The sequence below is a fragment of the Thermohalobaculum sediminis genome, assembly GCF_023487995.1.
In the GTDB taxonomy this organism is placed as follows: Bacteria; Pseudomonadota; Alphaproteobacteria; order Rhodobacterales; family Rhodobacteraceae; genus Thermohalobaculum; species Thermohalobaculum sediminis.
Window position 1 is genome coordinate 180,400 of record NZ_JAMFKN010000008.1, and the last position, 19,531, is coordinate 199,930.

20 protein-coding genes are annotated in these 19,531 nt (G+C 71.0%); 5 read left to right on the forward strand and 15 right to left on the reverse strand.

All coding sequences use genetic code 11. The annotated features are described in order from the left end of the window. Positions 1-30: 30 nt before the first annotated feature. The 3 genes from lpdA to M1105_RS16075 all read left to right on the forward strand — a co-directional run bounded on the left by lpdA (position 31) and on the right by M1105_RS16075 (position 2,117). Positions 31-1,422, forward strand: coding sequence for a dihydrolipoyl dehydrogenase (gene lpdA / locus M1105_RS16065; protein WP_249581393.1), 1,392 nt, complete (start codon positions 31-33; stop codon positions 1,420-1,422). Between the two features lie 174 nt (positions 1,423-1,596). Beyond that, positions 1,597-1,755, forward strand: a complete 159-nt coding sequence (locus M1105_RS16070; RefSeq protein ID WP_249581394.1) for a hypothetical protein — start codon at positions 1,597-1,599, stop codon at positions 1,753-1,755. A gap of 173 nt (positions 1,756-1,928) precedes the next feature. Beyond that, positions 1,929-2,117, forward strand: coding sequence for a hypothetical protein (locus tag M1105_RS16075; RefSeq protein ID WP_249581395.1), 189 nt, complete (start codon positions 1,929-1,931; stop codon positions 2,115-2,117). A gap of 283 nt (positions 2,118-2,400) precedes the next feature. On the opposite strand, the gene ftsH is transcribed toward M1105_RS16075, so the two are convergent. The 13 genes from ftsH to ruvC all read right to left on the reverse strand — a co-directional run bounded on the left by ftsH (position 2,401) and on the right by ruvC (position 14,666). After that, the gene (gene ftsH, locus M1105_RS16080) at positions 2,401-4,323 is read right to left on the reverse strand and encodes an ATP-dependent zinc metalloprotease FtsH (protein WP_249581396.1); all 1,923 of its coding nucleotides are present in this window, start codon (positions 4,321-4,323) and stop codon (positions 2,401-2,403) included. Between the two features lie 115 nt (positions 4,324-4,438). Next, positions 4,439-5,764: a tRNA lysidine(34) synthetase TilS gene (gene tilS / locus M1105_RS16085; protein ID WP_249581397.1), complete on the reverse strand. Its 1,326-nt coding sequence runs from the start codon at positions 5,762-5,764 to the stop codon at positions 4,439-4,441. Between the two features lie 46 nt (positions 5,765-5,810). Continuing rightward, a complete protein-coding gene (ybgF, locus tag M1105_RS16090; protein ID WP_249581398.1) occupies positions 5,811-6,692 on the reverse strand; it encodes a tol-pal system protein YbgF in 882 nt (293 codons plus the stop codon). Between the two features lie 65 nt (positions 6,693-6,757). Continuing rightward, the gene (pal, locus tag M1105_RS16095; RefSeq protein WP_249581399.1) at positions 6,758-7,252 is read right to left on the reverse strand and encodes a peptidoglycan-associated lipoprotein Pal; all 495 of its coding nucleotides are present in this window, start codon (positions 7,250-7,252) and stop codon (positions 6,758-6,760) included. 118 nt (positions 7,253-7,370) lie between these two features. Further along, positions 7,371-8,666: a Tol-Pal system beta propeller repeat protein TolB gene (gene tolB, locus M1105_RS16100; protein WP_249581432.1), complete on the reverse strand. Its 1,296-nt coding sequence runs from the start codon at positions 8,664-8,666 to the stop codon at positions 7,371-7,373. Positions 8,667-8,743: 77 nt separating this feature from the next. Then, a complete protein-coding gene (locus M1105_RS16105) occupies positions 8,744-9,895 on the reverse strand; it encodes a hypothetical protein (protein WP_249581435.1) in 1,152 nt (383 codons plus the stop codon). Between the two features lie 39 nt (positions 9,896-9,934). Next, the gene (gene tolR / locus M1105_RS16110; protein ID WP_249581400.1) at positions 9,935-10,387 is read right to left on the reverse strand and encodes a protein TolR; all 453 of its coding nucleotides are present in this window, start codon (positions 10,385-10,387) and stop codon (positions 9,935-9,937) included. Between the two features lies 1 nt (position 10,388). Continuing rightward, positions 10,389-11,072, reverse strand: coding sequence for a protein TolQ (tolQ, locus tag M1105_RS16115; protein WP_249581433.1), 684 nt, complete (start codon positions 11,070-11,072; stop codon positions 10,389-10,391). A gap of 307 nt (positions 11,073-11,379) precedes the next feature. Next, positions 11,380-11,775, reverse strand: a complete 396-nt coding sequence (ybgC, locus tag M1105_RS16120) for a tol-pal system-associated acyl-CoA thioesterase (RefSeq protein ID WP_249581401.1) — start codon at positions 11,773-11,775, stop codon at positions 11,380-11,382. Next, a complete protein-coding gene (locus M1105_RS16125) occupies positions 11,768-12,433 on the reverse strand; it encodes a hypothetical protein (RefSeq protein WP_249581402.1) in 666 nt (221 codons plus the stop codon). The genes ybgC and M1105_RS16125 overlap by 8 nt, the downstream gene beginning before the upstream one ends. After that, positions 12,426-13,472 (reverse strand): Holliday junction branch migration DNA helicase RuvB, encoded by a 1,047-nt coding sequence (ruvB, locus tag M1105_RS16130; protein ID WP_249581403.1) that lies wholly within the window; start codon positions 13,470-13,472, stop codon positions 12,426-12,428. Before ruvB ends, M1105_RS16125 begins: the two co-directional genes overlap by 8 nt. Before the next feature lie 10 nt (positions 13,473-13,482). Beyond that, positions 13,483-14,166: a Holliday junction branch migration protein RuvA gene (gene ruvA / locus M1105_RS16135; RefSeq protein ID WP_249581404.1), complete on the reverse strand. Its 684-nt coding sequence runs from the start codon at positions 14,164-14,166 to the stop codon at positions 13,483-13,485. Further along, positions 14,163-14,666, reverse strand: coding sequence for a crossover junction endodeoxyribonuclease RuvC (gene ruvC, locus M1105_RS16140; protein ID WP_249581405.1), 504 nt, complete (start codon positions 14,664-14,666; stop codon positions 14,163-14,165). Before ruvC ends, ruvA begins: the two co-directional genes overlap by 4 nt. A 245-nt stretch (positions 14,667-14,911) precedes the next feature. Between ruvC and M1105_RS16145 the strand changes: the two genes are divergently transcribed. Beyond that, positions 14,912-15,130 (forward strand): DUF1127 domain-containing protein, encoded by a 219-nt coding sequence (locus M1105_RS16145; protein WP_249581406.1) that lies wholly within the window; start codon positions 14,912-14,914, stop codon positions 15,128-15,130. 100 nt (positions 15,131-15,230) lie between these two features. On the opposite strand, the gene M1105_RS16150 is transcribed toward M1105_RS16145, so the two are convergent. Beyond that, positions 15,231-16,103, reverse strand: a complete 873-nt coding sequence (locus tag M1105_RS16150) for a 50S ribosomal protein L11 methyltransferase (protein WP_249581407.1) — start codon at positions 16,101-16,103, stop codon at positions 15,231-15,233. A gap of 109 nt (positions 16,104-16,212) precedes the next feature. Beyond that, entirely contained in the window at positions 16,213-16,833 is a 621-nt protein-coding gene (msrA, locus tag M1105_RS16155) for a peptide-methionine (S)-S-oxide reductase MsrA (RefSeq protein WP_406600631.1), read from the reverse strand. Positions 16,834-17,093: 260 nt separating this feature from the next. Between msrA and M1105_RS16160 the strand changes: the two genes are divergently transcribed. Continuing rightward, entirely contained in the window at positions 17,094-19,496 is a 2,403-nt protein-coding gene (locus M1105_RS16160) for an ATP-dependent helicase (protein ID WP_406600632.1), read from the forward strand. Positions 19,497-19,531 lie beyond the last annotated feature (35 nt).

Here is a 19,531-nt window from a genome sequence, read left to right on the forward strand (position 1 = left end):
TTCACACCATTCGCGTGAGGGAGGACCCAGATGTCCAGAAGCTTCGATGTCGTCGTGATCGGCGCAGGCCCCGGCGGCTATGTCGCCGCGATCCGGGCCGCGCAGCTTGGGCTGAAAGTCGCGATCGTCGAGCGCGAGCATCTGGGCGGCATCTGCCTCAACTGGGGCTGCATCCCCACCAAGGCCCTCCTGCGCTCGGCCGAGGTCTATCACCTGATGCACCGCGCGAAGGACTTTGGGCTGAAGGCGGACGCCATCGGCTACGATCTCGACGCGGTGGTCAAGCGCTCGCGCGGCGTCGCCAAGCAGCTCAACTCGGGCGTCGGCCACCTGCTCAAGAAGAACAAGGTCGAGACCATCATGGGCGAGGCCGCGATCCCCGCGAAGGGCAAGGTCGCGGTCAAGACCGACAAGGGTAGCGAGGAGCTGGCCGCCAAGGCGATCATCGTCGCGACCGGCGCGCGGGCGCGCGAGCTGCCGGGGCTCGAGGCCGATGGCGACCTCGTGTGGACCTACAAGCACGCGCTGGTGCCGCCGCGCATGCCCAAGAAGTTGCTGGTGATCGGCTCGGGCGCCATCGGTATCGAGTTCGCGAGCTTCTTCAACACGCTCGGCGCCGACACCACCGTCGTCGAGGTGATGGACCGCATCCTGCCAGTCGAGGATGCCGAGATCTCGGCCTTCGCGAAGAAGGTGTTCGAGAAGCAGGGGATGAAGATCCTCGAGAAAGCGACCGTGAAGAAGCTCGACCGCGCCAAGGGCAAGGTCACCGCCCATGTCGAGCGCGCAGGCAAGACCGAAACGATGGAGTTCGATACCGTGATCTCGGCTGTCGGCATCGTCGGCAACACCGAGGGGCTGGGGCTCGAGGCACTCGGCGTCAAGATCGACCGCACCCACGTGGTGACCGACGAATATTGCCGCACCGGGGTCGAGGGGATCTACGCCATCGGCGATATCGCCGGGGCACCGTGGCTCGCGCACAAGGCCAGCCACGAGGGCGTGATGGTGGCCGAGCTCATCGCCGGACGGCATGTCCACCCGATCAAGCCCGGCTCGATCGCCGGCTGCACCTATTGCCACCCGCAGGTTGCGTCGGTGGGCATGACCGAGGCGAAGGCCAAGGAAGCAGGTCACAGCGTCAAGGTCGGCCGCTTCCCCTTCATCGGCAACGGCAAGGCGATCGCGCTGGGCGAGCCCGAGGGGTTGGTCAAGACCGTGTTCGACGCGAAGACCGGCGAGCTTCTGGGCGCCCACATGATCGGCGCCGAGGTGACCGAGCTGATCCAGGGCTATGTCGTTGGCCGCGCCCTCGAGACCACCGAGGAGGACCTCATGCACACGGTCTTCCCGCATCCGACGCTCAGCGAGATGATGCACGAGAGCGTGCTCGACGCCTATGGCCGGGCGATCCATTTCTGAGCGAACCGGCCGGGAACCTTCGCCGGGCGTGCGAGTTGAATGGAGGCCGGCGACCCGACCGGCACGATCCTCGTTTCTTGCGGGCCCGACCGGCGTCGGGTCCGCCTCTTTTGGCGGGCCGGCGACGCGACGCATGCGCGGGACGCCCGACAGGAGTGACGCACGACGCGTGTGGTGCTGATCGCCCTCCTCGCCTCGCCCCTGCTGTCCGGTTGCGTGGCGGTTGTCGCCGGAACGGCGGGCGGGCTGATCGTGGACGAGGGCATGGTCGAGAACGACGGCCGCTTCGATCCCTTCGAGAACACCGAGATCGGGCGCAAGATCTACGAGTGAGCCGGCGCTCGCCCGCCGCTGTGCGGCCGGAAACCCGGGGCGGTCTGCCCCCGTCCGGGACGCGCGCGTCGACAACCCTGCGCTGAAGAATCGGAACGCGGCACCGCCTCGAGGCGTTGTTTCCGTGACCGCGGCGCTTTCGGCGCGCCGCACAGGCAGGAACGGAGAGACATATGACCGGCTCGACCCGCCCGCGCCCCGCCCTTGCTGCCGCGCTGCTTCTGTGCACGCTGCTTGGCGCATGTGGCGCCGTTGCCGCCGGCACCGCCGGGGGGCTGATCGTCGACGAGGGCATCAACGAGAACGATGGCACCTTCGATCCCGGCGAGAACACCGAAATCGGAGAGAAGATCTACGACTGATGCCGCCTTGCGCCGATCCGGATGCACGCGGTCGAGGCCAGGCTGCGCGCGGCGCTCTTGACCCGGCCCCCCTGGCTTCGGTGATCGCGTCGAAGCCCCGGCTCGCGGGCCGGGGCAGCGGCGCCTCCTCCGATGGGCGCCAATCAGTCCAAGCTGCGATGACCTGATCCCCGCGCACGGATCCCTTTCCCCAAGGCATACGGGCATCGCGCAACGGCGAACGCCCACCGGTTTCCCGGCGGGCGTGCCTTTTTCTTGGTGACTAAGTGCCTCGGCGCCGCGCTCAGTTCGGTTGAGGCTCCATGCCGCCGTCGCCGAGGCCGCCACCGCGCTTCGGCTTGCCGGCCTTCGGGACGGCGGCGCGACCGCCGTCGCCATGGGCGGCAGGCGGCATGCCGGAGTCGTCCGAGCGGTCGAGCTTCTCGCCGGCGATCACCTTGCGGATCTCGTCGCCGGTGAGGGTCTCGTACTCCAGCAGGCCCTCGGCGAGCCGCACGAACTCGTCATGCTTCTCGGTGAGGATGCGCTTTGCGGTCTGGTAGCCCTCGTCGATCAGGGCCTTGACCTCCTCCTCGATCGCACGCTGGGTGTCGGTCGAGATCGAGACCTGGCCGTTATACGCCCCCAGGAAGCTGTCGCGCTGGTCGGCGTAGTCGACATTGCCGAGCTTGTCCGACATGCCGAACTGCGTGACCATCGCGCGGGCGATGCGGCTGACCTGCTGGATGTCCGAGGTCGCGCCCGAGGTCACATTCTCCGGCCCGAAGGTCAGTTCCTCGGCCACCTTGCCGCCCATTGCCATCGCGATCTTCGACTTATACTTGCGGAAGCTGACCGAGAGGTGGTCCCGCTCGGGCAGGCTGAGCACAAGGCCGAGCGCCCGGCCGCGCGGGATGATCGTGGCCTTGTGGATCGGGTCGTGGTCGGGGACGTTCAGGCCCACGATCGCGTGGCCCGCCTCGTGGTAGGCCGTGAGCTTCTTCTCGTCCTCGGTCATGATCAGCGAGCGCCGCTCGGCACCCATCATCACCTTGTCCTTGGCGCGCTCGAAATCCTCCATGGTCACGAGGCGCTTGTCCGCGCGCGCGGCGGTCAGCGCGGCCTCGTTCACCAGGTTCGCAAGATCGGCGCCCGAGAAGCCCGGCGTGCCGCGCGCAATCACCTTGAGGTCCACATTCGGTGCCAGCGGCACCCGGCGGGCGTGAACGGCAAGGATCTTCTCGCGCCCGCCCACGTCGGGATTGGGCACGGTCACCTGCCGGTCGAAGCGGCCGGGACGCAGCAGCGCCGGGTCGAGCACGTCGGGGCGGTTGGTTGCGGCGATCAGGATCACGCCCTCGTTCGCCTCGAAGCCGTCCATCTCGACCAGAAGCTGGTTCAGCGTCTGCTCGCGCTCGTCATTGCCGCCGCCATAGCCCACGCCGCGGTGACGGCCCACGGCGTCGATCTCGTCGATGAAGACGATGCAGGGCGCGTTCTTCTTGGCCTGCTCGAACATGTCGCGCACGCGGCTCGCGCCCACGCCCACGAACATCTCGACGAAATCCGAGCCCGAGATGGTGAAGAACGGCACGCCCGCCTCGCCCGCGATGGCGCGCGCGAGCAGCGTCTTGCCGGTGCCCGGGGGGCCGACCAGCAGCGCGCCCTTGGGGATCTTGCCGCCGAGTCGGGAATATTTCTGCGGGTCGCGCAGGAATTCGACGATCTCCTCGAGCTCCTCCTTCGCCTCGTCGATGCCCGCGACATCGTCGAAGGTCACCTTGCCCGACCGCTCGGTCAGGAGCTTGGCCTTCGACTTGCCGAAGCCCATCGCGCCGCGCCCGCCGCCCTGCATCCGGTTGAGGAAGAAGATCCAGATCCCGAAGATGATCAGCATCGGCAGCCAGAAGCCCAGCGTCGAGAGCAAGCCCCCGCGTTCCTGCGGCTCGACGCGCACATCGACGCCCGACCGGCGCAGCGTCTCCATCAGGTTGCCGTCATTGGGCTGGATGGTCTGGAAGCGCTCGCCGTTGCTCGCGCGGCCGCTGACCGTCTCGCCGTCGATCACGACGCTCGAGACCTCGCCCTGCTCGACGCGGTCGAGAAACTGCGTGTAGGACATCGACGTGCCGCCGCCCGCCGGGGATCCGTCCTGGAACACGCTGAACAGCGTGACGAGAAGAAGGATCAGGATCGCCCAGAAGGCGAGGTTCTTGGCATTTCCCACAGAAGCGATCTCCCGCAAGTTGGTCACTGGGGCCGCAGAGTGCACGGCTGGCCTTAACATAGGGCGCGACGGCCCGAGGTTAAGTGCCGCTCTCGCTTCCCGCCGCAGTCTCCACTTAGCCCCGGTCGGGTGCGCAGGGCAACCGCTCGCGCACGAGGTCCTCGGCGCGCGCCAGCGCGATGGCGTCGCGGGTTGGCGGCATGGCGCCGCGCGAAAGCGGGATCGCGACGAGAGCGTCCCCCCGGCGGATCGCGGGCAGGGTCAGACGCACCACATGCGGCATCGCATCCCATCCCTCCGGGCGCAGCACGACCGGGAGAGCGCGCGTCCCCACCTCGCCCAGCGCGCCCAGCGTGAGCCCCTCGCCCACGGGCCCGATGCGCCAGCGGGCGTCCCAGACCGCGCCGGCGGGACCGATGGCGACGGGCGGCGCGGCGGCCGCGGGCTCGCGGCACATGAGGATGCGCCCGCCCCGTGACGGCCGCGCGATCACGCCCCCCAGCGTGGCGCCATGCGGGACAGGGGCGCCGAGCCCCGCGACCACTGCGGCGAGCGGCTCGCCCCGCGGCGCATACGGCGCCCCCGTGATCGCGCGGATGCACGACGCCACCAGCCGGCCGGCAATCTCGGGGTCGGCGGCGGCCAGCGCCGCGCGGTCGATCAGGATCTCGCCCGCCGCCCCGACCCCGAGGGCCTGTGCCGCCAGCACGGCGGTCGCGCGGTCGAGCGCCCGGCGCTGCGCCGCGAGGCGCCGCGCGCTGGCCGCGATCGCCTCGGCGGGGATGCCGGCCCCCTCGAGCGCCGCGACGAGCCCCCGCAGGCGCACGCGCAGATGTGCCGGGTCCTCGTTCGTCGGGTCGTCCACCCAGGCCGCTCCACGGGCCGCAAGCCAGTCGCGCAGCGCGGCCCGCCGGAGGCCCAGCAACGGGCGCAGCCACAGCGTGCCGAGCAGGCGGCTCGCCTCGGCCATGCCGGCAAGGCCATCGGCACCCGACCCGCGGCCCAGCCGCATCAGCACCGTCTCGGCCTGATCATCAAGCGTGTGGCCCAGCAAGATGGCCGAAAGCCCCCGCTCGCGCGCCCAGCCGGAGAGAAGGCTCAACCGGGCCTCGCGAGCACCCGCATTGATGTTGCCCGATGGCAGGCGCCCTGCCTCGAGCGTGCGATGCGGCACGCCCAGTGCGGCGGCCTGCCGAGCGACCCCGGCCGCCTCGGCCGCGGAGCCGGGCCGCAGGCCATGGTCGACCGTCGCAACCTCGATCGACCGTCCCCGCGCCGCTGCCCATTGCTGCGCGGCGAGCAGGAGGGCGACCGAATCGCCGCCTCCCGACACGGCAATGCCCAGAGGTCCGTCGGGTGCGAGGCGGTCGAGTGCCGCGGCGACCATGGCCGTCAGATCGGGCTTTGCCCCCGCCGCCTCGCGACCCATCGGGTCGTCCATGCCGTCCGGGCGCCCGCCGCCAGCGCACCGGGCGCGGCGCGACATCTCAGCCGCAGCCGAGCCGCTGCGCCTCGGCCTCGGCCTCGCCGACCGCGCGGCTGTCGCCGGCGAACTGGTTGGCCACCTCGCGCAACGTCAGGCAGGCCTCGCGCTGCTGCCCGAGGCGGCCGAGCGTGACGCCCAGCTTCACCAGGTTGCGCGCGGCGAGCGGACCGCCGCGATCGGTCTCGTAGCCGTCGAGATAGCTGCGCGCGGCCTCCTGGAAGGCGCCCCGCACGAATTGGCTCTCGCCCATCCAGAAGCGCGCCTCGCCTTCCAGCGGGCTGCGCGGATAGTCGTTCAGGAAGCGCCGCAGACGGTCCTCGGCCTGGTCGAACCGGCCCTGCTGCACGTCACGGATGGCGCGGTCGAGGTCGCTGCGCTCGCTGACGGACACCTCGGGCCCGGCCGAGGCGACCGGCGTGCCGCCCCCGCCCGCAGCCGCCGGCGCGCCGCCGCCGACCGGCGGCGTCTGGCCAAGCGCCGAGATGTCGCCGCCCTCGAGCTCGGTCAGCCGGAACTCGATGTCGCCGAACCGCCGCGTGGCGTCGGCGGCGACCTGTTCGATGCGGAAGCGCAGCTCCTCGACCTGACCGGTGAGGCGGCTCATCTCGGCCTCGAGCCGCTGCACGCGCACGAGGGCGTCGCCGCTCACGGGCGCCCCGCCGCCACCGGGCGCGGCCGTTCCGCCGATCTGCGCCTTGAGCTGCTGCACCTCGGCATCGATCACGCTCAGGCGATAGCGCAGGTCGTCGGCGGTCGGTTGCGGTGCCGACCAAGTCTGCGCCAGCGCCGCCCAGCCCATCGACAGCACAAGCGCCGCGGCGGCCGTTCCCCCGGCTAGGCGGGAGGTGAGGCGCGCGGGTCGGGCGGGCACAGTCGGACGCATTCTGTCGTCTCCCCAAGGATCGTCCGGGCGGGGCCATCCGCTCCGCCCGGACAGTCAGGCCGGCATCAGCTGGTCGGCGCGCCGACGACAACGCTCACGGCGCGACGGTTCTGCGACCAGCAGCTCTCGTCCGAGCACAGCGCCACCGGGCGCTCCTTGCCATAGCTGACGGTGCGCAGGCGGTCAGAGGATACGCCCTGCGAGAGCAGGAACGCCCGCGCCGCGTTGGCGCGGCGCGCGCCCAGCGCCAGGTTGTAGTCGCGCGTGCCGCGCTCGTCGGCATGGCCCTCGATGGTCGCGGTGGCCGCGGGGTTGTTGCGGAACCACTGCGCCTGCTGGGCCAGCGTCGACTGCGCCTGCGCGTCGAGCTCGGAGCTGTCGAACGCGAAGAACACGCGGTCGCCCACGACCTGGTTGAAATAGGCGATCGTGCTCGGGTCGGGCTGGCCGGCGATGCCGCCACCCGCGCCGGCACCCGCCGAGGCATCAACCGAATCGTCGCCCGCACAGGCCGCGAGCAGGGCCACCAGGCCGAGGGCCGCGACTGCTTTGATCTTCATCTGGCTCTTCTCCTTTTCGAAGCCGGATCTGCGCCGTGGCAACCACACCCCGGCGCGCACTATCGCCCGCGCAACCCGCTCTCGCAACCCGGAGGCGAGACTGCGCAGCCATATTCCCCTATCGCCGCAAGGGCGACCACGCCGGGTCCGACGCCGCGTTCGGCGTCGGGACGATACGCAGGTTCCTGCCCGTGATGTCGATCGACATCAGCTGGGCGCGCCCGGCCTGCCCCGGGCTCTCGCGGAAGAACATCAGCACCCGGCCATTGGGCGACCAGGTCGGCCCTTCGTCCAGAAAACTCGACGTGAGCAGCCGCTCGTCCGAGCCGTCGGTCCGCATCACGCCAATGTGGAAGCGCCCGCCGAGGATCTTGGTGAAGGCGATGAGATCCCCCCGCGGCGACCACACCGGCGTGCCGTAGGAGCCGCGGCCGAAGCTGATGCGCCGCGGCTCGCCGCCCGCGCTCGACATGATGTAGAGTTGCTGGCTGCCGCCGCGGTCCGACTCGAACACGATCTGCGTGCCATCGGGCGAGAACGAGGGTCCCGTGTCGATGCCCGGATGCGAGGTGAGCCGCCGCATCTGCCGGCCCGCCAGCGTCATCGCGTAGATGTCGGTGTTGCCGTCCTGCGCGAGCGACAGAACGACCTGACCGCCATCGGGCGAGAAGCGCGGCGCGAAGGTCATGCCGGGGAAGTTGCCCAGCCGCTCGCGCCGCCCGCCGTCGAGGCTCATGAGATACACCTGCGGCTCGCCGGTGTCGTAGGAGATGTAGAGGATCGCGGCGCCCGAGGGCGCGAAGCGCGGCGTCAGCACCAGGCCGTCGGCCGGCAGGTAGCTCAGGTTGGCGCCGTCCTGGTCCATGATGGCGATGCGCTTGCGGCGGTCGCCCTTCGGCCCGGTCTCGTCCACGAAGACGACGCGGCTGTCGAAATAGGGGCCTTCGCCGGTCAGGCGTGCATAGATCCCGTCCGAGACCTTGTGCGCGACGCGCCGCCAGTCGTCGGGCGCAGCCAGAAGCTGGAGCCCCTCGACCTGCTCCTCGCCCTGGGTGTCGAAGACGCGGAACTGCACCCTGATCCGCCCGTCCTCGGCCCGCGCGAGCAAGCCGGTCACCAGCGCGTCGGCGTTGATCACGCGCCAGTCGGCAAAGACCGGCAGGCTGTCGAAGGGCACCGCGCGGCTCACATGCGCCTCGCGCGGGATGATGCGGAACAGGCCCGAGCGCTCGAGATTGTCCGAGACGACCTGCACGATGTCCGCCGCGACCGCGGCGAGCGAGGGATCCGCGCTCTGGAACGGCTGGATGGCGATCGGCAGCGGCTCGAACTCGGCGCCCGCCACGGTGATCTCGAGCGGCGTTCCCTGCGCGCGCACCTGCGGCACGCCGAGTGTCGCCGCCGCGAGCAGCATCGCGGCCAGCGCGATCAGGCGCGCGGCGCCGTTGAGCGGGAGCAGCCGGTGCTGCGTGTCAGGCGCAACCGTCGAGATCATGAGGAAAACCCGATTTCTTCCGGTGTGAAGGTGACGTGGATGAGCTGCCAGGCCTCGTACTTGTCGGCCGGCAGCTTGCCGAACTCGCCCGCGTTCATCGCCCGCAGCAGCGCCCGGCGCCCCGCCTGGTAGAGCGCGGTCTGCGTCGCATCGTCTCCGCCCTGCGCCCGTAGCAACTCGGGGCCCGAGGTGATCTGCCCGGAGGCGTCGAGCCCGATCGCCAGGGTCACGCGCAGGCTGCGGTCGGCGCGGTTTCCGTTGTAGGTGAAGTACTTGCGAAGGGCGAGCGAGAGCGCGTCCTTCTCGCCCTGGCTGAAGGTCGCGGCAAAGCGCGCGTTCGAGCCGCCCGCGGGCTTCGGCTCGGCGGCGGCGGGCTTTTCGGCGGCCTGGGCTGGCGGGGCCGGGTCGGCGGGCTTGGGCTTCTCCGCGACCTTCTCGGCCGGCGCCTCGGCGGGCCCCGTGGCGGGCGCGGCACGCGCGACATCGGCCGGCCGCGCGACCGGGAGACGCGCCTCGCGCGGCGCGGGCGCAATCGGCGCGTCGGGTTGCGCGGCCTCGGCAGTCGCGGCCGGGTCGGGCTCCTGGTCAGGCTTCTTCTCGGCCGCGTCGGGCGAGGGTTCGGGCGTCACCGGGCGGGGCGCGACGGGCGCGGGCGCCAGCGCCTGCGACGGCGCCGAGGCGAGCGCCGACAAGGGCTCGGTCGAGGGCTTGCTCTCGGGCTCGCGCGCCTGCGGGATGGGCAGCGAGTCGGGCACCGGGATGTCCGCGATGGTCATCCGCGGCGCCTCGGAGGGCACCACCCGCACGCGCGGCGGAGGCGTGATCTGCGGCCGCTCGGCCGCACCCTCGGGCACATCGGTCTTGCTGGTGAGCGTGGGCGTCGCGGGCGGCGCGATCGCGAGGTCCTGCTTCTCGGCCTCGACCTCGGCGGCGCGGTCGGCCTCGGGCTGGTTCAGGTCGTCGGGCGTCTCGCTCGGCCGGTTCGGCTCGGTCGAGAGCATCGCGTCGAACGTCGCCATGTCGATCACCTCGACATCGGCCATGACCAGCGTCACCGGATCGCGCTGCGGAAACAGGTCAGCACCGAAGATCAGGAGCAGCAATGCCCCTGCGTGAAGCGTCCCCGAAATGGCCGTACCCGTGCGCATCCCGTTCACCGCGGCCGCCCTGGGCGGCCAACGCTCCCCTTACCGATCGCTGCGCTCGGCCTGGTCGGTGACCAGCGCGACGCGCGCGAAGCCACCGGCAGACAGGGCGCCCATCACCTGCATGACCCGGCCGTAGTCCAGCGACCTGTCCGCCCGCAGGTAGATCTTGTCCGAGGTCCGCTCGGCCTGGATCGCCGCGAGGCGGACGATCAGCTCCTCGGGCGGCACCTCGGTCTTCTGGATGTAAACGCGCCCCTCGGCATCAAGGTTCACCGTGAGCGGCGGCTCGTTCTCCGACGGCAGGCTCTGCGCCTGGCTCTTGGGCAGGTCGAGCGGCACGCCGACCGTCAGCAGGGGCGCGGCCACCATGAAGATGATCAGCAGCACCAGCATGACGTCGACGAAGGGCGTCACGTTGATCTCGGACATGGGCGCGGCGCGCGCGCGCCCGCGCCGCCCCGCCCGCATCCCCTTCTGCACCGAGGCGCCCATCTCAGCCCTCCCCGCCCGCGTTCTGCCGGTCGAGCTGCCGGCCAAGGATCGTCGAGAACTCGTCGGCGAAATTCTCCAGCCCGCCGGCCAGGCGGTCGGCATCCGCCTGCAGGCGGTTGTAGGCCACCACCGCCGGGATTGCCGCGAGCAGCCCCAACGCCGTGGCGAACAGCGCCTCGGCGATGCCGGGGGCCACGACGGCGAGGTTGGTCGACTGTTGCATGGCGATCGACTCGAAGCTGTGCTTGATGCCCCAGACCGTGCCGAACAGCCCGACGAAGGGCGAGACCGAGCCCACCGTCGCGAGGAACGGCAGACGCTTCATGATCTCCTCGGACTCGCGGGCGATCGCCACGTCCATCGCGCGCTCCACGCGCTGCTGGGTTCCCGGCATCATCCCGCCGACCTTGCGGACCGAGCGGTTCCATTCCGTCATGCCCGCCACGAAGACCCGCTCGATCGGCGAGCGCGCCCTCTGCCCGATGCGGTCGAACAGCTCCTCCAGCGGCTGGCCTGACCAGAAATCGCCCTCGAAATGGGCCATCATCCGGCGCAGGCGGCCGAACTGGATGGCCTTGTCGAAGATGATCGCCCAGGACCAGAACGAGACCACGACCAGCAGAACCATCACGATCTGAACGACGAAGGTGGCGCGCAGGAACAGTCCCCACGCCGAGAAATCCATTCCACCCGCCGCGGGCAGACCCAACGGCGCCTCGGTGGCCGCCGACTGCACCAGGCCGATGGCCGCGGTGCTGAGGCCAATCACATCCATCACTGTCTCTGCCCTGCTCTCATCCCCGATTGCACGGGGTGCCTTGGTTCCAGTGTGCCCCGCCACGAGGACAGCGGCCACGCCACCTTTTCTTGTCTCGCGTCTTTATGCGCGAATCTCGCCCGAATTTCGAGGGATTTAGGGCCCACCCCCGACGATTGGCAAGGGGCGGGATCGACGACCCGCTCATGTCCCGCGTCGTCGTGTTCCCCGACCGTCAGACGGATCCGGCAAGCGCCGCTCTGACCACCCCCGGCAAACGTCTCGGACGCCCTTCGGTTCCCATGCAGGCGATCGTGACCCGGGCGCGGAACAGTATCTCCGGTCCGCGCAGAACCTCCTGCGCCATCACGACGGTCGCGCCCGTGAGCGCCTCGACGCGGGTCAGGACGTTGAGCAGATCGTCGAAGCGGGCGGGGAGGAGGTAGTCGGCTTCGATCCGCCGCACCACGAAGACGGCGCCCTCCTCGGCCTTGAGCCGCCCCTGGTCGATGCCGGCGGCCCGCAGCGCCTCGGTCCGGCCGCGCTCGATGAAGCGCAGGTAGTTGGCGTAGTAGACCACGCCCGCGAGGTCGGTGTCCTCGTAATAGACCCGGATGTCCATCTCATGCATGGCCGGCCTCCTCCGCCAGCTGCACCCGCGCCGCGATGCGCAGCGCCAGCGCGGCGTCCCGTCCGGCGGCCGGCAAGGCCGGGTCATAGGCCGCGCGCAGCACGCGCCGCAACCAGGGCTTCAGGACGACGCCCGCCCGGTCGCCGACCGACACGATCGGGCTCTCGCCCGCGAAGGCCCGGTCCGACCACAGCAGCAGACCCTGCAACGCCTGGCTCAGCGCGAGCGTTCCGGCCGGAACCTGCTGCAACGCGGCGTCATAGCGGATCAGGCTGATGCAGGCACGGATCGCGCCATCCTCGTCGAAGCCGAACAGCCGGTACTGGTTCGCGCGCGCCGCCGCGAGACGGTGCGCGAGCGCGTCGAGGCCTGGGATCAATTGGCCCAGCGCCGGCAGCTCGCCCAGCTCGGCCCAGTCGCGGCAGAAGAAGACAAGGAAGTTCGCGCCAAGCTCGGGATCCGTGGCGGCAAGCTCCATCCCCGCAAGCCGCGCGACCGAGCCGAGCGCCTCCTCGAAGATGCGGACCCCCGCGTCGTCGGTGCCATAGACCATCGGCGCGGGCCGGCGGCCCCACCGCGCGAAGCGGAACGTGCCGTCGCCATGGGTGAACAGCGCCGCCACCGCCGCCGCGGCGTCGGGCGGGTCTGCCTCAGCCATCGCCATCGCCGAACAGCGCCGCCTGCTCGCTCCCACGCGGCGGTGTCAGCCCCAGGTGCCGCCAGGCGCCGCGCGTGAGCATCCTGCCCCGCGGGGTGCGGGCGACGAGGCCCGCCTGCATCAGGAACGGCTCAATCACCTCCTCGATGGCGTCCCGCGCCTCCGAGAGCGCTGCCGCCATGGTCTCGACCCCCACCGGACCGCCGCCGTAATGCTCGGCGATCGTCGTCAGATACCTCCGGTCGGCGCCGTCGAGGCCCAGGTGATCGACCCCCAGCCGCTCCAACGCCCGGTCGGCGAGCGCGCGCGTGAGCCGCCCTTCGGTCTCGACCAGCGCGAAATCGGCCACCCGGCGCAGCAGCCGCCCGGCGATGCGCGGCGTGCCGCGGGCCCGCCGCGCGATCTCGGCCACGCCATCGGCCTCGGCCTGCAGGCCCATCAGCCGCGCCGCACGCCCCACGATCAGCGCAAGCTCGTCATGGGTGTAGAACTCCAGCCGCGTGGGGATGCCGAAGCGGTCGCGCAGCGGCGTGGTCAGCAGGCCCAGCCGGGTCGTCGCGCCGATCAGCGTGAATGGCGCGAGGTCGATGCGCACCGTCCGCGCCGCAGGCCCCTCGCCGATCACGAGGTCGAGCTCGAAATCCTCCATCGCCGGATACAGGATCTCCTCGACCACCGGGCTCAGGCGGTGGATCTCGTCGATGAACAGCACGTCGCGCGGCTCGAGGTTGGTCAGCACGGCGGCGAGATCGCCCGCCTTGGCGATCACCGGCCCCGAGGTCATGCGGAAATTCACCCCCAGCTCGCGCGCCACGATCTGTGCGAGCGTGGTCTTTCCCAGACCCGGAGGGCCATAGAGCAGCAGATGGTCCATCGACTGCCCCCGCCGCCGGGCGGCCTCGATGAACACGCGCAGGTTCGCCCGCGCCTCGGCCTGGCCGGTGAAATCGTCCAGCGTCTGCGGACGCAGCGCGCGCTCCTCGGCCTCGGCATCGCCGGGCTGAGGGGCGGGGCGCAGGATCGGGTCGGGGTTTGCCATCGGGCCGAGCCTAGGTCGCCGGGGCAAGGCGCTTCAAGGCCGACTTGATCAGCCCGGCCGCGTCCGCCCCGCCATCGCCCGACGCCTCCGCCACCGCGCGCGCCGCCTCGCCCCGGTCGTAACCCAGGTTGACCAGCGCCGAGAGCGCGTCCGCCACCGCGTCCGCCGCCATCGCCGCGGCTGGTGCGGTGCCCCCGGCCGCGCCCGCGGCCGCGGCCACGGCGAGCGGGGGCGCCTCGCCCCCCGAGACGGGGCCGGCCCTGCCCCGGACCCCCGCGCCCAGCGCCATGATCGAGGGCGCCTTGTCCTTCAGCTCGTTCACCACCCGCGCCGCCAGCTTCGGCCCGACCCCCGGCGCGCGCTTGATGGCCATCGCATCGCCCAGCGCCAGCGCTCGGCTCACGCCGTCCGGGCCCAGCGCGCCGAGGATCGCGAGCGAAACCTTCGCCCCCACCCCCTGCACCGAGGTGAGCAGCCGGTGCCATTCCCGCTCGGTCACCGAGCGGAAGCCATAGAGCTGCATCAGGTCCTCGCGGACCACCAGTTCGGTGTAGAGCGCCGCGACCTCGCCCGGCGCGGGCAGGGACGCGAGCGTCGCCGGCGCGCAATGGATGATGTAGCCTACCCCCGCCGCCTCGATCAGCGCGTGGTCCTCGGCCACGTAGTCGACCCGGCCGGTGATCTTGCCGATCATGCGCGCGCCTCCAGCGCCGCGGCCAGGCGCGCGCCGCTGCCCGCGTTCCAGGCATGGCAGATCGCGATGGCAAGGGCATCGGCCGCGTCCGGGCTCTCGAAGCTCACGCCCGGCAGCAGCATCCGCACCATGTGCTGGACCTGCGCCTTCTCGGCATGGCCCACGCCAACCACGGCCTTCTTGACGGCATTCGGGGCGTATTCGGCGACCGGGATCCCCCTCTGCGCCGGGACCAGAAGCGAGATCGCCCGCGCCTGCCCCAGCTTGAGGGTCCCGGCGGCGTCCTTGTTGACGAAGGTGTGCTCGACCGCCGCGCAGTCAGGCGCAAAACGCCCGACCACGCCCTCGATCCCCGCATGGAGCGCCGCCAGACGCACCGCGAGATCGCCGTCACCCGAAAGGCAGGCGCCGTTCGCCACGTGGGTGAGCCGGCTGCCATGCACGTCGACGACGCCCCAGCCGGTACGCCGGAGGCCCGGATCGAAGCCGATCACCCGCATCGAATTCCCCTCGCCGCGACAGTTCCGCAACGCCTAGCACGAAAGGGGAACGCCCGCCAGCGCGCAGATACCGGAAAACGACTTTTGCAGGTGCGAAACGGTCGCTTTTGTGCGCCGCACAAGACCCGGCAAAACCGCAACTCAGCCATGCGTTTATCACAATTGTTGAAATGCCGGGCACGCCCTATCTGCCGGCAATCAACGGGCAAGGCCCAGTGCAAGTTTCCGATCGAGGAGGCGCCGCCATGGCGATCACCACCAACACCCAGACCACGCTGCCGCTCGGCGCGATCACCCTCTACCGTGTCGTGTCGGGCCTGTCCGAGGCCATTTCCCGCGTCCAGGCGTGGCGCGATGCGCGCCGGACCGCGCAGATCCTGAGCGGGCTGAGCACCCGGCAGCTCGAGGATATCGGCCTCACCCGCGCGGACATCGAGACGCTGGTCACCACCGGCCGTTTCTGACATCCGGCCCGGGCCTTGCGCCCGGGACGATGACGCCGATGCAGGCCGCCCGCCCGGGCGGCCTTTCGCGTTCTGGGCCGTGCGCCCGGTCGCCGCGCGCTCAGCCGCGGCGCATCAGCAGGGTCGACCAGGCATCCAGCCGCAGCCGCTTCTCGGGCGTGAAGCCGTGGCCGCGGAACACCGCCTCGACGCCCGCCACCTGCGCGTGCAGCAGCCCCGACAGCACCGCGCGCCCGCCCGGCGCCAGGTGCCGCGCGATCTGCGGCGCCAGCCGCTTCAGCGGCGCGGCGAGGATGTTCGCGAAAACGAGGTCATAGGGCGCGAGCGCCGGCGCGAGACCGCCGCGGAACCCCGCTGCGGTCCCCGTCCGCACCCAGGGGTGCAGCCGGTTCGCCACGGCATTGGCCTGCGCCGTCGCGGCCGCCACGGGGTCGATGTCGGTGCAGACCACGGGCACCCGCCAGACCCGCGCCGCCGCCATCCCCAGAACGCCCGTGCCGCAGCCGATATCCGCGACCCGGCGCGCCTTCAGGCCGTGGCGCAGCAGGTGATCGAGCATCATCAGGCAACCCTGCGTGGTGCCGTGATGCCCGGTGCCGAAGGCCATCGCCGCCTCGATCATCAGCCCCGGCCGGTTCGGTGGCACGCTCGCCGCATCGTGCGGGCCGAAGACCACGAAGCGCCCGGCCTCGATCGGGTGCAGCTCGCGCCGCACCTGCGCCACCCAGTCGCGATCCTCGACCCGGCTGACGGCGAAGGGCTTCGCGCCATGCATGGCCGCCAGCACCGCCAGCGCCCCCTCGTCCGGCCGTTCGAGAAAATACCCCCCTACCTCCCAGCGCCCAGTGCCGTCCTCGATCTCGAAGACGCCGAGGCCCGTGGGCGCGGGGTGCAGCAGCTCCTCCATCGCGGCACCCAGCGCGGACGCCGCGGGCTCGCCCGCGATGGTGGTCAGTGCGGTCCAGGTGGCCATGCCGGCGACTCGCTCCGTGCTCGTTCCGAGCCGCAGGGCATACGCCGGATTGCAGCGGGCGAAAAGGGGGGCCTCCGGTGCGCCGCAGCCGCGGCCGCCGGCGCTGCGCTCAGGCCCCCGTGCCCACCGGGAAGCTCACGCCAACGCCGCCCACGCCGCAATAGCCGCCGGGGTTCTTGGCGAGATACTGCTGGTGATAGTCCTCGGCGAAATAGAAGCCGTCGGCGGGCCTGATCTCGGTCGTGATCCGGCCGAAGCCCGCAGCGGTCAGCCGCTCCTGATAGACCGCCCTCGACGCCTCGGCCGCTGTCGCCTGCGACTCCGTGTAGGTGTAGATCCCGGATCGATATTGCGTGCCCACGTCGTTGCCCTGCCGCATCCCCTGCGTCGGATCGTGCCCTTCCCAGAAGGCCCGGAGCAGGTCCTCGTATCCGACCCTCGCAGGGTCGTAGACCACGCGCACGACCTCGTTGTGCCCGGTCTGGCCCGAGCACACCTCCTGATAGGTCGCATTCGGCGTGTAGCCCGCGGCATAACCCACCATCGTCACCCAGACGCCGGGGATCTTCCAGAAGATCCGCTCGACGCCCCAGAAGCAGCCCATGCCGAACATCGCCATCTCGGACCCCTCGGGATAGGGGCCGGCCAGCGGTCGGCCGTTGATGAAATGGCTCGTCGCCGTGGCAAGCGGCTCGGCCCGGCCCGGCAGCGCCTGATCGGCCTGGGGCATGACCGTCTTTCTTGTGCCGAAGATCCCGAACATGTCGGCTGGTTCCTCTTGCAGGTTTCGGCCTTCAACTATGGCGCGGCCCGCCCCCGCGGCAAGGCCGTGAACGCCGACGTGAACGAGGGACCTGCGCGGTCGTCCGCCAGGAACGCCCCGCCGGGCGGCTCCGGCGGCGCGCGGCGCGGCGCGACAGGTCCGCAAGACAGGGGAAACCGGGCGAACATGTAGCGAACACACCCTTTCCCGAAGCACATCCGGGCGCTATGCTCCCGCCCATGTCCGAGATGGAGCAAAGCGAGATCGACGCCTTCGAGGGGTGGGAGAGCGCCCCCCTCTCGCAGCGCGCGCGTCCCGCGCCGCCCTATCTGGCGGGCCTCAACCCCGACCAGCGCGCGGCGGTCGAGGCGCTCGACGGCCCGGTCCTCGTGCTTGCGGGCGCGGGCACCGGCAAGACACGGGCGCTGACGACGCGGCTTGCCCATCTGATCCACGAGCGCCGGGCCTTCCCCAGCCAGATCCTCGCCGTCACCTTCACCAACAAGGCCGCGCGCGAGATGAAGGAGCGGATCGGCGCCCTCCTCGGCAGCGCCGTCGAGGGGATGCCCTGGCTTGGCACCTTCCATTCGGTCTGCGTCAGGATCCTGCGCCGCCACGCGGAACTTGCAGGCCTCAAGCAGAACTTCACCATCCTCGACACCGACGACCAGCTCCGCCTGATCCGACAGATCCTCGACGCCGAGGGGATCGACGACAAGCGCTGGCCGGCGCGGCTGTTCGCGTCGCTCATCGACCGCTGGAAGAACCGCGCCCTCGGCCCCGACCAGCTCCCGGCCGAGGAGACGTGCTTCGCCGGCGGTCATGCTGCGGCGCTCTACCGGATGTACCAGGAGCGCCTGCGCACGCTGAACGCGGTCGATTTCGGCGACCTGCTTTTGCATGTCGTCGCGATCTTCCAGCACCATCCGGACGTGCTGGCCGACTACCAGCGGCGGTTTCGCTACATCCTCGTGGACGAGTATCAGGACACCAACGTCGCCCAGTACCTTTGGCTGAGGCTTCTCGCCGCGCAGCACCGCAACATCTGCTGCGTGGGCGACGACGACCAGTCGATCTATGGCTGGCGCGGGGCCGAGGTCGGCAACATCCTGCGCTTCGAGCGCGACTTCCCCGGCGCGCGGGTGATCCGGCTCGAGCAGAACTACCGCTCGACGCCCGACATCCTCGCGGCCGCCTCGGGCGTCATCGCGGCGAACCGCGAGCGACTGGGCAAGACGCTCTGGACCGACGCGAGCGGTGGCGAGCGGGTGCGCCTGATCGGCCACTGGGACGGCGAGGAGGAAGCCCGCTGGATCGGCGAGGAGATCGAGGCGCTGGCGCGCGGTACCCGCGGGCACGAGCCGGTCTCGCTCGACGAGACCGCCATCCTGGTGCGCGCCTCCTTCCAGATGCGCGCCTTCGAGGACCGGTTCCTGACCATCGGCCTGCCCTACCGCGTGATCGGTGGCCCCCGCTTCTACGAGCGGATGGAGATCCGCGACGCCATGGCCTATTTCCGCGTCGCCGTCAGCCCCGATGACGGCCTCGCCTTCGAGCGGATCGTGAACACGCCCAAGCGCGGCCTCGGCGACAAGGCGATCCAGCGGCTCAACGTGATCGCGCGCGAGCGGGGCATCAACCTCGTCGAGGCCGCGCGCCTCGCGGCAGGCGGCGGCGAGGGCATCACGAAGAAGGCGGCCGGCGCGCTGGGCCAGCTGGTCGCGCAGATCGACCGCTGGGGCGAGATGCTGCGCGGCACCGAGGTCGGCCATGTCGAGCTGGCCGAGATCATCCTCGACGAGTCGGGCTACACCGCGATGTGGCAGGCCGATCGCGGCCCCGAGGCGCCGGGCAGGCTCGAGAACCTCAAGGAACTGGTGCAGGCACTCGAAGAGTTCGAGAACCTGCAGGGCTTCCTCGAGCATGTGAGCCTGGTGATGGACAACGAGCGCGACGATGGCGGCGCGAAGGTCTCGATCATGACGCTGCACGGCGCCAAGGGCCTCGAATTCCCGGCTGTCTTCCTGCCGGGGTGGGAGGACGGCCTCTTTCCCTCGCAGCGCTCGATGGACGAGAATGGCATCAAGGGGCTCGAGGAGGAGCGCCGCCTCGCCTATGTCGGCCTCACCCGCGCCCGCCGCCACCTGACCGTGAGCTTCGCCGCGAACCGCCACGTCTATGGTCGCTGGCAGTCGGCCCTGCCCTCACGCTTCATCGACGAGCTGCCGCCCGAAACGGTCGAGGTCCTGACACCGCCCGGCCTCTATGGCGGCGGCTTTGGCGCGGCGGCGGCGCAGGGGGCGCAAGGAACGCCGGGATCGCGGCTCGAGCGCGCCGCCGCCGAGGCCTCGACCTACAACTCGCCGGGCTGGAAGCGCATGGCGGACCGCCGCGGCAGCCCCGACGCCGCCCGCGTGCGCACCGCCCGCCCCACCGTGACCGAGGCCACGGCCACGCATCTCGACGCCGGGACGCGCGTCTTCCACCAGAAATTCGGCTACGGCCGAATCACGGGCGTCGACGGCGACAAGCTCACCGTCGAGTTCGAGAAGGCGGGCGAGAAGAAAGTCGTTGCCTCCTACGTCGCACCGGCGGAAAAACAGGACGGCAGCGACGACATCCCCTTCTGATCCCACAGGGCGCCGCCCACCTGCCTGCGCGCGCC